Source organism: Methanoregula sp. (genome assembly GCA_041645435.1).
GTDB lineage: Archaea > Halobacteriota > Methanomicrobia > Methanomicrobiales > Methanospirillaceae > Methanoregula.
In genome coordinates this window covers 13,750-26,717 of the sequence record JBAZQB010000007.1, presented here as the reverse complement: position 1 = coordinate 26,717, position 12,968 = coordinate 13,750, and the positions used below count along the sequence as shown (strand labels likewise).

Sequence of the window (12,968 nt, the reverse complement as noted above, 5' to 3'; positions counted from 1 at the left end):
CAGGTTCTACCCTGCCACCCGGCAGATAAGGTAAGGTCTCTTTCCCCCGGTTGCGGGAGCAGGGAAAAACCGGAATACGAAAAAGGGGGATTTTTTTAAGGATATGATCTTCCCGTCTCCATCCCATGTATCAGAACAGTTTTGAGAGCAATGCTTTAATCTGGGCTATAATGTCCTCATTACCGGCCGTGACTGATTTTTGCCCGGCCGGGTTCTCGTTGTTTCCCGGTTGCGGATGGGTTATATTCCCGCTCCCCTGCAATGCCCCGGGTCCATCTCCCGCTGCCGTCGAGTTCCCGAAATCCCCCGCCGGGGGTGCGTGGAACGTCATGTTTCCCATCCCCTGCGCATCGCCACGGGAAGTCACGTTGCTAAATTCCCCGGCAGGTCGCTCAGGAGAAGTCATGTTTCCAAAACCCTGTGTCTCTCCGGGCATGGTACCCGGTGCAGTTTCATTGCCGAAACCTTCGGAGGGTGGACCCTGGCGGCTCATGTTTCCAAAACCGGGCCCGTTACGCTGGGAGGTTGCATTCCCAAACCCGCCGGATGGCGGGACGTGGCCGGTCATGTTTCCCGTTCCCAGTTCCTCACCCGGATTCTGCCCATCGGATGGCGGTGCACGAGACGTCCCGTCCCCCCCGCTGTTGCCATCCATGCCACTGTTTCCATGGTTACCGGTATCCTGTCCGCCGGGACCGTTCAAGGTCCCAGAATTTCCCGAGGGGGGGTTTGACATCGGGTTCATGCCACCATTGCCGGATACACCCTGGCCCGGAGCTGATCCGGCTGCGGATTCCTGGGCCTGGGCCATCGGTACAAGCAGTACGGCTGCACATACCAGCACTGCAATGACCGTAAATGAATTTCCGATCTGCTTCATGGTTATCGTTCCTTGCATCAGACACCTGCGGTGCAGGTTGTCTGGCATCTACTCCCACGAATCAGGATATAAATAGCGTTTATGACGCCGGTCATATATATCGCGGAGCGTTATGATGGCAGAACCTGGAAGTTAGAACATGGGTTCTGCAGGAAGCCCATGTCTTTAAAAGAAAAAACGCGATCAAAATCGAGGTTTTCTCCAGAGCATTTATGCACAATCTGTTGCATGTTAAAAAAAGGGTTATGGCAAATCAGGTTGCCTTTGCCGTCTGGTTGGCAGTTGCATTCACGGCGGTTGTTGCCGTTGTAACGGGTTTTGCCGTTGTTGCCGTTGTGGCAATTGTCGGGGTTGGGGTGGGTTTGAGATCAACCTGGATCTCAACTACCCCTTTCGGGGATGTCGTTGATTTCTGTGTAACCAGGTTGCCGTTCTTATAGACTTCAACCAGGAGTTCCTTGCCCGTTGAATCTACTTTCTGGACGTTTGCAACAACAATGCCGGTGCTGGTTGAGATCTGGTAGATGTGTTCGCCGGTATCAGCCTTTGCGCTTTCCGCTCCCGGTGTGCCGATCGATGCAGCATAGTTGCCATCCGGATAGTACACCCGGACCCAGACTCCTGTTGACGGGATGACTATTTTGGATGATACAGGAGTTGCCAAGGTCGGCGTCGGGGAGGAGATAACCGCTGCGGTCTCTGCGGGTGTTGCAGTTGGTTTAACGGTAAGCTCAGGGGTTGCAGTTGGAATCGCCGTTGTTGCAGGAGTTGTTGTTGCGGGAGGGGTACTGCCCTGAGGGAGCGCAAACAAAATTACGCTTCCGATTACGGCAAGGATAACAATAACCGCAACGGCGATTGCTATGTATTTTTTCTTTGAGGATTTTGGTGCCGCCGGGGGAGGAGGTGGCGGAATCTCCGCAGGAGTTTCGGGTGCGGCAGGTGCCACTGGTGCGACAGGGGCCGCAGACTCGGCTGCTTGTGCAGTTGCCGGCGCAGGTTCCGCTGCCGGAGCCGTTCCATCGGGAGTAATTACCGGCCACGGAATACCGGCAACGGGAGCCGTGGCATCAAACGGGATGGCCTGCGGTTCCGGTGGTGCAGGTTCAGTAACGGTGTGAGTGACCATCGTGGATATGACACCGGGCTTCTGGATGAGCGGGGACGGCTCTGTTCGCGGAACCGAGTCTGCAATAAGGGGTTCGATAGAGTGGATGACCTGCTCGATGGGCCGCTCCCTGCGCTCGGTTGCAACGGATCCAAAGACCGGCGGGGGAATCGGGACATGCATCTGCGGGATTGCGGCCTGGGGTGGTGGTGGTGGGGGTGAAACGGGAAGAGCCGGTGCCGGTGCAGGGGGAATTGACGGCGCGGGAACCGGTTCCTCAGTTACAACCGTGAGGGCTGGATCTCTTACTACGGGAGTTCCGCAGCGGTTGCAGAACACGGAATCCGGGGGCACGCGGTTCCCGCACCGGTTGCAGAACGACCCCATGGGAAGCGAGGTTGTCTCTACAGGTTTTGGCATTGCCGGGGGAACTTCAACTATCTTCTTGATGGGGCGGGCGATCTCGATCTTCTTCTTGGGCTGGGGGGCATTGGTGATCTCGATCCGTGGTGCTGCCGGGGTTTCCTGCACGTACATGGGTTCCGGTGCCGGCGCAGGGGCCGGGGGTTCGGGAGCAACCGGGGCAGCGTGGTGCTGGAAGGTGGGGGAGAGGTTCTGTTTGAGGACGCGGATCCACTCATCGCACTCGCGCTTCCTGTCGCCCCCCGAGGTCTTGGAGAATGTCAGGATCATCTGCCTTGTCGCGCCACTGTTGGTGATGAGCGAGAGGGTGAGCGTTGAGTCGCGGATGGCATTTTCTCCTCCCTCAACATCCCGGAGGGTTGCAAGCAGGATCTCCTGGGGTGCGATGATGTGTTTCTTGCTGTCCACAAGGATGAGACGCTTCGTCGTGAGGATTGCCTCGAAAGTCACGGATTTGACTTTGACATTCTGCGCGTTCAGGAGTACCGATTCGTCATTGTAAAGATCAGGATATGCCATGCAACCACGTTCTAGTATCTATCTAGGTTATCTGAATAAAATAAGTGTTTGCAGGCTTATGGTTCTGCAAGCCTTCGATCAGAGCGTTTCATGCCCGTTCATGTAGGGCACAAGGACTTTTGGGACCACGACGGTCCCGTCCGACTCCTGGTAATTTTCAAGGATTGCCCGGATAACCCGGGACGTTGCGATTGCCGTGGAGTTCAGGGTATGGAGGTGCTGCTTGGATTCAAACTCACTCTTGTCGCGGACCTTGATATTGAGCCGGACTGCCTGGTAGGTGGTACAGTTGCTGCACGAGACAACTTCCTTGTACGCATCCTCACGCGGCATCCAGGCCTCGATATCGTATTTCTTTGCAGCAACCGTGCCGATATCGCCTGTACAGATATTGACCACCCGGTAGGGGAGGCCAAGGCTCTGGAACACTTCTTCGGCATTGGCGAGGAGTTCCTCATGGATCTGCCAGGAATCCTCCGGCATGCAGTACACGAACTGCTCGACTTTCGTGAACTGGTGAACCCGGAAAAGACCTTTCGTGTCCAGGCCATGCGCGCCGATCTCCCGGCGGAAACACGGGGAGATTCCCGCAAGCCTTAAGGGCAGGTCTTTTTCCTCGAAGATTTCGTCCTGGAACATTGCGCCGATCGGGTGCTCGCTCGTTGCAATCAGGTAAGCATCGTCCCCGTCGATCTTGTACATGACTTTCTCGAAGTCGCCGAGATCGGTCACGCCTTCGTAGGAGGTCCGGTTGATCATGTAGGGCGGGATAACCGGGGTGAAGCCTTTCCTCACCAGCAGGTCGATGGCATACCGCTGGAGCGCAAGATCCAGGAGGACGAGACTGCCTTTCAGGAAATAAAAACCGGCGCCGCTGGTCTTTGTTGCCCGTTCGAAATCCGCCCAGCCCTGCTCCGATGCGAGCTGGCCGTGGTTTTTTATCTCGAAGTCAAACGTCCGCGGAGTGCCGACTTTTTTGAGCTCGACATTCTCCGTATCGTCTTTTCCCACGGGAACGCTCTCGTGGAGGATGTTGGGGAGGCGCATGAGATAGGATTTGACGGTGGTGCGGATCTCCTCCTGTTCGGTATCGTGATCGCGGATCTTCTGGGGAAGCGCTGCTGCCTCTGCCATGAGCGCGCCTGCGTCCTGCCCGGCTTTCTTTGCGGCATTGATCTCGCGGGCAATGGTGTTGCGGCGCTGCCGGAGCACGTCCGTCTCGACCTTGAGTTCCCGGGAACGGGCATCCTTAAGAAGCAGGTCGTCGACCCACTGGATTTTCTCAGGATCATTTCTCTTCCGGAGATCGGCTTTTACGATATCCGGGCTGGCCCGTACAAACCTGATGTCAAGCATGGAAAAATACCTTCTTTGCGAGCGTATCGTTTTATTATTAGACGATTATCCCACATAATGTATTGTTTTTTCCGGGTTTTTTGGGTGTCGGATACCCGGGGGAAAACAAGCCCTGTGAGGGCCCGGTTTCCCACTTTCATATCCCGGCCCTCTCCAGAAAACCCTGTAAATCTCTTCTTTTCACTTCCTTTGGAGAATATGCCCAATTATCGCCCTGTTTGCCAAAATCCGGCTGAAATCCACCTCATACAATGGCCCTTCCTGGTGTTCCGGCAGCCCCGGATTTTGCCACCTATTTCACTCTGTCCGGTACTGAGAATCGCCAAAATAACTGTGGATATGACGGTCATATTTTTCGGGAAATATTCTGGGAAGGGGGGGAAATGCCCGGATATGAAGTCATACGGGAACCGTAACGATCTCATCCCGGAGTTTCTGGATAATCTCCAGATGATTGTTTGCTTCCCTCTTTTTCTCTTTCGTTATGACTGCCAGAATTTCCTTGAACGAAATTGCCAGAGAATACTTTTTCACGGGCCGGCCTTTCCACACGGAAGGGATTTCAGCGGACTTTACCCAGTCCCGTTCGGTAAGATCCTTGATAACTAAGCTTACTGCGGGCTGTTGCGTGTTTGTCCCGCGCTCAATTTCCCGGGATGTTGATGCCCCCGGCTTGTCGCGCTGCTCCGGCGCAAGCGGCTGCTCCTGCTCGCTCCCCGCATACCGCTCCCGCGAAATGCTCGTCGCTGATTAATGGATAATTATGGCTAGGGATTCACAGGGGGGGGAAATCCGAACCCGTCACCGGGTTCGACAAACCGGGTTTTTACAAGATTATTTGCCGGCAAATCGGCATCCCTCTTTTTTCTTTCCTCCTGTTTTCGTACCCGGGCATCCTTCCGGGGATGCCGGGTATGTACTCTGGTAAAAGAGATGCGATGCCCGGAAGATAGGAAACCGGTATGTTCTGTTTTTTGTCTCATTTTTTGAAACACCAACGCGGTTTTATCTGGTTTTTCCCCTATTTCGCATTCAGGGAAATGATCACGGGAGATCCCGTATATTTATTCCGGGGGAGTCAGTTTCTCCCGGAATAATTATGGGATTATACACCGTGACCCCGGTATCGGGTTTCCCGAATTCATAAAAAGAGGACGGATTCAAAGTATGAAAAAAAAATATTCAGGTAAAGTGAGGACGGCTGTCGTTATTCTTCTGGTGCTTGTCCTTGCATCCGGTATCGGAGGAATCGTTACAGCAGATAGCCCGGCCACGGATGGTGCGGGTTTCTACCCGGGAATGATGTACGGGTACGGGAACGCGGGATACGGGAATGCAGGGTACGGCATGATGGGTTCCGGCGGGGTAAAGATGATGGAATCGGTGGAGATTCGTGCCATGGGAAATACCACGCATGCCGAGATGCAGGACCTGGTCACGAGGATGATGGCAGGCAGCCTTGACACCGCTGGCCAGCAGCGCATGGTCGAACTCATGAACCAGTATCCCGGACCTTCGAACATGATGGTGTCCCGTCTGGCCGTGGGATACGGTTCCACCACGGGCGGGTACCCGGGCATGATGGGCGGTTATGGACAGTACGGGTACCCGGGTATGATGGGTGGCGGCTATGGCCAGAATTACGGTATGATGGGCATGATGAATTCGGGACTCATGTGGCTTGGGTATCTCCTGGCAATACTGCTCTTCATCGTATGGCTGGTTGTTGGTATCCTTCTGGTCATCTGGCTTCACCGTCAGCTCAGGCCAGAGCAGAAACCCTGATAATTTTTTTCGCGCCGGTCCGTAGCTGGGGAGATGAAATGCAGTTCAGCGTAAAAGCACTGGCACTTGCATCGGGAATCGTCATCGGGGCTTTCACTTTCGTAATCGCCCATGTTGTTGTCATCACCGGGACCGGGCTTGCATGGGTCAGCCTTGCCGGCCCGCTGCATCCCGGATGGTCACCGTCATGGTTCGGAGCCTGCATCATGACATTCTGGATGTTCGTATACGGTCTGATTGGCGGCGCGGCGGTTGCGTACATATACAATTACTTTACCAAAGGAGAGAAAAATACATGAAAGATCGAGTTTTCCCGGGGGAGGGATAATCATGGGTTGCTGTGGCGGGGACATGAGTGGCATTGGGGGATGGTTCAGGAGACTGGGCATATTTGGCTATATTCTGGTCACCCTCCTTATCATCATAGCCGCATACTTTATTATTGAGCACCAGGCTCACCTTGCAGCGTATTCAACGATCATCTTCCTTGTGATCTTTATCGGGCTCCACCTGGTCATGTGCGGGATGGGTCACGGCAGCCACGGGAGTCACGGCAGTCATGGTGAACCCGGAACGAAAGAGGGAGATGCGGATGAAGGGAAGGGCAGGGTGGGTGAGGATGAGAAAGAAAAGCCCGGTGGCGGGTGTCACTGAGGCGTCGTCCGCACCAGGCCCGGTTTTTCCCGGGCGGCCGGGGAAGACCTTGCCAGGACAGGCACTCCAGCACCGGATTATTGGAAGTGGATATCCATGGCCATGAAAAATGAGCGGATCATCACCATCGGGGCAGTTCTTGTCAGCGCCGGCGTCCTGCTAGTGAGCGGCCTGACCTCGTCCATTATCTGGGGACTGTTGATTATCTGCATCATTGCCGTTGTGTATTTTTTCCTGCTGTACCAATAACTGAAACTCTGGAAAAAAGCCGGTCGTACCGCCAGGTACGATCCTGAACCGGATAGGGGGACCCGTATGCCGGCTCCGTACAGGGATCCAGAGGGGCATTTCACGTACTCCGCTCGGGTTTCTTGTCCTTACTCTTTTTACGGGAAACACCGGGAATATACCCGAAGCCCCCGGGCGAGGGTGGCAGTGCAAGACCATGTGCTGCAAATTTTGAGTTGAAAATTGTGAAGTGCCTGAATGGAGATATAGGTCTTCTGTCGATATTCACGCATACTGCTCGGATGAGGTGCGGTAATCCTTAGCAGGAGCAGGGGATGTCCCGGCCACTGCTGTCCACGGGTACGCAGGGCAGGGAGGAATTGACCCGGGTTACGATACGTAAGATCGTGGTTTCCTGTTCGCTGTCAGGGCACCGGGAAGCCGTAACGGGCATTTCCCGGCCGGGACAATTCAGTCCACCGGGGCAGGCCGGCCTGAAGGCACACTCTTAAAGGAACGTGAACCCGTGCAGGAATCCTAAGGGAAAACAAGAGAGCCGGAAGATACCGGGGACACCGATGAAAACGAAGCTGCTGATAGCAAACGACGATACGAAAGACCGCGACTTCCTTGAGATCCTGCTGCGGAGCGGGGGATACAACGTTGTCACGGCCGCTGGCGGCGCCGAGGCGCTCGAAAAACTGAAAAGGGAGCCGTTTGACGGGATCGTCTCCGATATCCTGATGCCCGGTATGGACGGGTTCGTCTTCCTGCGGGAGTGCCGGAAGGACCCGACGTTCCGCTCTCGCTGGTCGGGCCACGATCTTATCATCTCCTGCGAGGACGACGGCGTCGGAATCGCCCAAGAGTGCCGGCCCCGCCTCTTCGAGCGGGGGTTCGGGAAACATACCGGCCTTGGTCTCTACCTCTCGCGCGAGATCCTTGCCATCACGCGGATGACGATCACGGAGAACGGGGAGCCGGGCTGCGGAGCCCGGTTCGAGATTTCGGTGCCCGAAGGGGGATGGCGCATTGCCGGGACACTGCGCTGACCGGGAGCTGAGAAGATGGAAGAAGGTGAAGTGAGGATGGACCAGAAAAAAACGCGGAATATTCTCATCATTGTTGCCTGCGTTATCCTAATCCTGGCCGGGGCATGGTATTTTTCCCAACCCCCCGCAGGTTTCTCCGGGACCCCAGATCAGGTCAGTATCGGTTCAACTTCAGATGAATCCTCCGCATTGATCTTTGTTGCCGAAGACCAGGGCTATTTTACCAAAAATGGTCTCAACCTTACCCTGCGGAAATATCCTAACGGGGCAGCTGCAATACATGGCATGGAGACCAGCGATGTGGACATATCCCTCTCCGCTGAATATCCATTTGTCGTTGATGTGTTGGAAAAAAAGGAGTTCCTCGTTGTCGGATCAATCAATAAATATTACGGTACCTATGTCGTGGCACGGAAAGACCGGGGCATAGTGAACATTTCCGATCTCCGTGGAAAAAGGATCGCTGTGCCTGGGAAAACGATTGGAGAGTTTTATATCGCGAGATTCCTCGATCTGAATGGAATAAATAAGCAGGATGTCACGCTCGTAGACAAGCTCCCGGCACAGTCAATACCGGAATTTACCGGTAATGGCAGCGTCGATGCATTAGTAACCCGGAAATTTGTTATCGAATCAAAGATTGGCCCACTGGATGGCAATTACACGGTCTGGCCATCACAAAACAATCAGGCAACGTACAACATCATCTCAATAAGGAAGGACTGGTCAGAGGGGCATCCTGATACAATCCGCAGGCTCCTCTTATCGCTAGAAGAGGCCGAGAGGTATTCCCTCAAAAATCCCGATGAGGCAAAAGCGATTGTCCGGAAAAATCTGAACATGAGCGATTCATACATGGCATCAGTCTGGCCGGAACACCAGTTCTCCCTTTCCCTTGACCAGTCGCTTATCCTTGCCATGGAGGATGAAGCCCGGTGGATAATTGCGAACAACCAAACGGACAATAAAGAGATACCTAATTTTCTCAATTACCTGTATCCCGATGGCATGAACACGGTAAAACCGGGATCGGTGAATATCATCCGTTAAGGTGATCCCCCATGAAGATCCGAACACAATTTATTATCAGCGTGGTGGTCTTCATCGGGATATTTCTCATACTCAGTTTATCCGTCATCTCCAGCATGCAGGAGGTTGACCGGATGACCCTCCAGATGGAGATTGCTGACAGGATAACCCTGGACGCCTACGAGCTCAACCAGATCTCGAATGACTACCTGCTCTACGGCAATGAACGGCAGCGGGTCCAGTGGGAGTCAAAAAATGCCGCATTGTCCGACGACCTCTCGCTGCTGGATACTACACGCCCGGAGGAGCAGGAGCTCATCAGGAATATCAGGGCTAACCAGCAACACCTGAAGGAGATCTTCTCCGAGATCTCGTTGTCGGTACAAGAGACAGAGGCAAACGGGAATGCACCCCCCAGCACTGCTTTCATCCGGCAGTCATGGAGCCGGATCGCAGTCCAGAACATGGGTATTGCCTTTGATGCCTCGCGTCTCTCGCAGATAATACGGACAGAACTGGAACGGGATCAGAAGGTCCATTTGATACTTACCATTGTTCTGATGGGAGCCGTCTCACTCATTCTCGTATCAATTTTTTTAATCCTTGGTCGGCGTATCCTTGGTGCAGTATCCGAGCTTGAGGCCGGGACAAGAATTATCGGGTCAGGTGATCTCGACTTCCGGATTCCGGAGAACGGTGATGACGAGTTCCGGTATCTCGCCTCGTCGTTCAATACCATGACTGCCAACAGGAAAGCGGCTGACGGGGAACTGCAGCGGAAGAACGAGGAACTGTACGCTTCTTACGAGCAACTGACCGCAACCGAAGAGGAACTTCGCGAGAACTATGAAAAACTTGCCGGGAGGGAGAAGGCACTGCAGGAGAGCGAGCAGAAGAACCGCAATATCATCGAGACAGCGCAGGAAGGCATTGCCATTTGTGTACCGGAAGGCGGTTTTGTCTTTGTCAACCAGAAGATGGCCGACATGCTGGGGTATTCACGGGAGGAGATTGTCGGCAGGAGCACCATGGATTTCATGGTCCCCGGCGAGGATGGCCGGATAGTTCAGGTACGGGCTGATCTCAGGGCCGGCAAAAAAATCCAAGGAGAATTCCGGTGGCGCAGGAAGGACGGTTCGGTATTCTGGACCCTTGCCCATTCATCACCGATCAATGACACGACAGGCCGGCATACCGGCAATCTTGTTATGCACTCAGATATCACCGCCCGTAAGCATACAGAACAGATCGTATCCCTGACCGCCAGGATCTACCAGATCGCCAATCAGGCCGGCTCCCTGCAGGAGATGCTCGATGGGTTTGTTGACGAGTTCATGGCATTCTCCGGCTGCGAGGCGGTCGGCATCCGTCTCCTCGATGGGGAGGGGAACATCCCGTACCAGGCACACAAGGGGTTCCCGATGCCGTTTTACGAGAGCGAGACGCCGCTGTCCATCAAATCCGATGAATGCATGTGCATCTACGTCATCAAGGGAACAATCAACCCCGGCCTGCCAGTCGCCACGCCGAACGGATCCTTCTGGTGCAATGGCACGAGCAGGTTTCTTGCCACGGTATCCGAGGAGGATAAAGGGCATACCCGCAATGTCTGCAACGCAATGGGGTACGAGTCGGTGGCATTAATCCCGATCCGGACTTCGGCCGGGATCCTCGGGCTCGTGCAGTTCAACGATCATCGTGAGAATATGGTCCCGCTTGATATGGTCCGGACCATGGAAGATGTGGCGCTGCCGCTTGGGGAGACGATCCGGAGGAAACAGGCTGAAGAATCGCTCCGCGAGAGCGAAGAGCGGTACCGGAACCTTTTCGAGACCATGACACAGGGCGTTGTCTACCAGGATTCCTCCGGTAAAATAACCGAAGCAAACCCGGCAGCGGAGAGCATCCTTGGCCTGTCCCTTGACCAGATGCAGGGAAGAACATCGGTCGATCCACGCTGGGAAGCGATCCGCGAAGATGGTTTGGCATTCCCCGGGGACCAGTATCCCTCGATGGCAGCCTTGAGGACCGGAAAACCGATCACCGGAGTTACCATGGGAATCCGCAATCCCCGGGATGACCGGCTGCACTGGATCTGGATCGCTGCAACCCCCCAGTTCCTTCCTGGTATGACAACGCCATTCCGGGTCTACACAACCTTTACTGATATTACCGGGCGCAAAGCTGCAGAAGACGAGTTGAAGGAGAGCGAGTCCAAGTACCGTACCCTTGTGGAAAATATCCCGGAGAAGATCTTTATCAAGAATTCCGATCTTGTCTATGTTTCCTGTAACGACCTCTATGCCCGCGATCTCGGTATTATGCCCGGAACAATCGCAGGAAAGAACGACTTCGAGTTCTATCCCCGGGACCTGGCGGAGAAATACCGTGCTGACGACCGGGCGGTCATGGATGCCGGGGAGGTCCGGACGTTTGAGGAACGGTATGTCGCGGACGGGAACGAGTCCTGGATCTCCACGATAAAAACCCCGATCCGTGACGAAACCGGGACTATTACCGGCGTCCTCGGCATCTTCCACGACATCACCTCACGCAAACTGATGGAGGCGGAGATCCGGTCCTTAAACACGGTCCTCGAACAGCGGGTCATCGATCGTACAAGCCAGCTCAACAAAACCCTCGCCGAGAAAGATCTCCTCTTAAAAGAGGTCCATCACCGGGTCAAGAACAACCTCCAGATCATCATCAGCCTGCTCCGGCTCCAGAAGCACCAGATCGCGGACACGGCAACACTCCACCATATCACGGACAGTGAGAGCCGGATCCGCTCGATGGCGATCGTGCATGAGAAACTCTACCGCTCGACCGATCTCACTTCCATTGATTTCGACGATTACATCAAAACGCTGGTGAACCAGCTCATCCTCATGTTCGAGGTCAACAAGGGACAGGTCCGGATCGCAGTGGACATGAAAGGGATCACGGTCGACATCAACCAGGCGATCCCGCTGGGGCTGATTATGAACGAACTGGTTTCCAATGCGATGAAGTATGCGTTCCCGGAAGGGAAGAGCGGAGAAATCACCATCAGCGGATCATGTGAAAAGAATTCCATGCTTTTCACGGTCAGGGACACCGGCGCCGGCATCCCTGCGGACTTCGACTGGAAGAATACGAAGACGCTGGGGTTGCACATCGTGACCATGCTCACCGACCAGCTGAACGGGACCGTGGAACTCGAACGGGATGGCGGCACGCTGTTCCGGCTGACGATCCCGGCAAAGCGTGAGGAACGGTAGGATATCCATGGGGCTCCTGAATCCCGGTGGCGATGAACCTGCAGGCAGGGAGAATCCCATTCCATCATAAGGTGCAGTACCATGAATGATACGATACCAAAAATCCGCGTTCTCGTGGTCGAGGATGAGGCCCTGGTAGCAGCCGATATCCAGGAAACCCTTGAACGACTCGGGTATGATGTTCCGGTCATTGTCCCGAGCGGTGAAGAGGCTCTCGCGGTCATCCCTAATGTTCACCCGGATGTTATCCTGATGGATATCTACCTGAAGGGAGAGATGAACGAGATCCAGTGTGCGATGATCATCCGGGATACCCACGACATTCCGGTTATTTATCTTTCGGCCTTTTCTGACAGCGGCACCGTGAAAAAAGCCAGTGAGACGACCCCCTACAGCTACCTTTTCAAACCCTTTGAGTGTGCGCAGGCCCGGGCCAGCATCGAGATGGCGGTCAGCAAGCACCGGGTTGAACTGTTGCTCAAGGAGAGCGAACAGGATAAAAAGCGCTCCTCACGGCAACAACCGATGCGCTGGTACTGATCAGCAGGGATGCAAGAATTGTCGAGTATAACGATGCCATGGCCCGGCTGGCGAGTATAACCGGAGGTGATGTGTCCGGGCGGTTCCGGGCGGTTCCTGGACGACCCCGGAATTCCAACCGGTTTTACGGTACA

The 12,968-nt window shown here is 54.7% G+C and carries 14 protein-coding genes; 10 read left to right on the top strand and 4 right to left on the bottom strand.

Annotated elements, in window-relative coordinates; translation table 11 throughout:
- Positions 1 to 130 precede the first annotated feature (130 nt).
- The 4 genes from WC593_13495 to WC593_13480 form a co-directional block, all read right to left on the bottom strand.
- Entirely contained in the window at positions 131 to 880 is a 750-nt protein-coding gene (locus WC593_13495; GenBank protein ID MFA4826161.1) for a hypothetical protein, read from the bottom strand.
- A gap of 253 nt (positions 881 to 1,133) precedes the next feature.
- Positions 1,134 to 2,930 carry a zinc ribbon domain-containing protein gene (locus tag WC593_13490; protein ID MFA4826160.1) on the bottom strand — a complete coding sequence of 599 codons (1,797 nt, stop codon included), beginning with the start codon at positions 2,928 to 2,930 and terminating at the stop codon, positions 1,134 to 1,136.
- Between the two features lie 78 nt (positions 2,931 to 3,008).
- The gene (gene serS, locus WC593_13485) at positions 3,009 to 4,286 is read right to left on the bottom strand and encodes a serine--tRNA ligase (protein MFA4826159.1); all 1,278 of its coding nucleotides are present in this window, start codon (positions 4,284 to 4,286) and stop codon (positions 3,009 to 3,011) included.
- Positions 4,287 to 4,685: 399 nt separating this feature from the next.
- Positions 4,686 to 4,820 (bottom strand): hypothetical protein, encoded by a 135-nt coding sequence (locus WC593_13480; GenBank protein MFA4826158.1) that lies wholly within the window; start codon positions 4,818 to 4,820, stop codon positions 4,686 to 4,688.
- Between the two features lie 94 nt (positions 4,821 to 4,914).
- Here WC593_13480 and WC593_13475 point away from each other — a divergent pair, with 94 nt between their 5' ends.
- From WC593_13475 to WC593_13430, 10 genes are all read left to right on the top strand, one after another.
- On the top strand, positions 4,915 to 5,040 hold the full coding sequence (locus tag WC593_13475; protein MFA4826157.1) for a hypothetical protein: 126 nt from the start codon (positions 4,915 to 4,917) through the stop codon (positions 5,038 to 5,040).
- A 413-nt stretch (positions 5,041 to 5,453) separates the two neighbouring features.
- Positions 5,454 to 6,071, top strand: a complete 618-nt coding sequence (locus tag WC593_13470; GenBank protein MFA4826156.1) for a hypothetical protein — start codon at positions 5,454 to 5,456, stop codon at positions 6,069 to 6,071.
- Between the two features lie 38 nt (positions 6,072 to 6,109).
- Entirely contained in the window at positions 6,110 to 6,370 is a 261-nt protein-coding gene (locus WC593_13465) for a hypothetical protein (GenBank protein MFA4826155.1), read from the top strand.
- A 31-nt stretch (positions 6,371 to 6,401) separates the two neighbouring features.
- Entirely contained in the window at positions 6,402 to 6,725 is a 324-nt protein-coding gene (locus tag WC593_13460; protein ID MFA4826154.1) for a DUF2933 domain-containing protein, read from the top strand.
- 96 nt (positions 6,726 to 6,821) lie between these two features.
- Positions 6,822 to 6,974, top strand: a complete 153-nt coding sequence (locus tag WC593_13455; protein MFA4826153.1) for a hypothetical protein — start codon at positions 6,822 to 6,824, stop codon at positions 6,972 to 6,974.
- 314 nt (positions 6,975 to 7,288) lie between these two features.
- Positions 7,289 to 7,465, top strand: coding sequence for a hypothetical protein (locus WC593_13450; GenBank protein MFA4826152.1), 177 nt, complete (start codon positions 7,289 to 7,291; stop codon positions 7,463 to 7,465).
- Positions 7,466 to 7,531: 66 nt separating this feature from the next.
- Entirely contained in the window at positions 7,532 to 8,005 is a 474-nt protein-coding gene (locus WC593_13445) for a response regulator (protein MFA4826151.1), read from the top strand.
- A gap of 15 nt (positions 8,006 to 8,020) precedes the next feature.
- Entirely contained in the window at positions 8,021 to 9,055 is a 1,035-nt protein-coding gene (locus tag WC593_13440; protein ID MFA4826150.1) for an NrtA/SsuA/CpmA family ABC transporter substrate-binding protein, read from the top strand.
- Between the two features lie 11 nt (positions 9,056 to 9,066).
- Positions 9,067 to 12,294 (top strand): PAS domain S-box protein, encoded by a 3,228-nt coding sequence (locus WC593_13435; GenBank protein MFA4826149.1) that lies wholly within the window; start codon positions 9,067 to 9,069, stop codon positions 12,292 to 12,294.
- An 81-nt stretch (positions 12,295 to 12,375) separates the two neighbouring features.
- On the top strand, positions 12,376 to 12,834 hold the full coding sequence (locus WC593_13430) for a response regulator (GenBank protein MFA4826148.1): 459 nt from the start codon (positions 12,376 to 12,378) through the stop codon (positions 12,832 to 12,834).
- Positions 12,835 to 12,968: the final 134 nt, after the last annotated feature.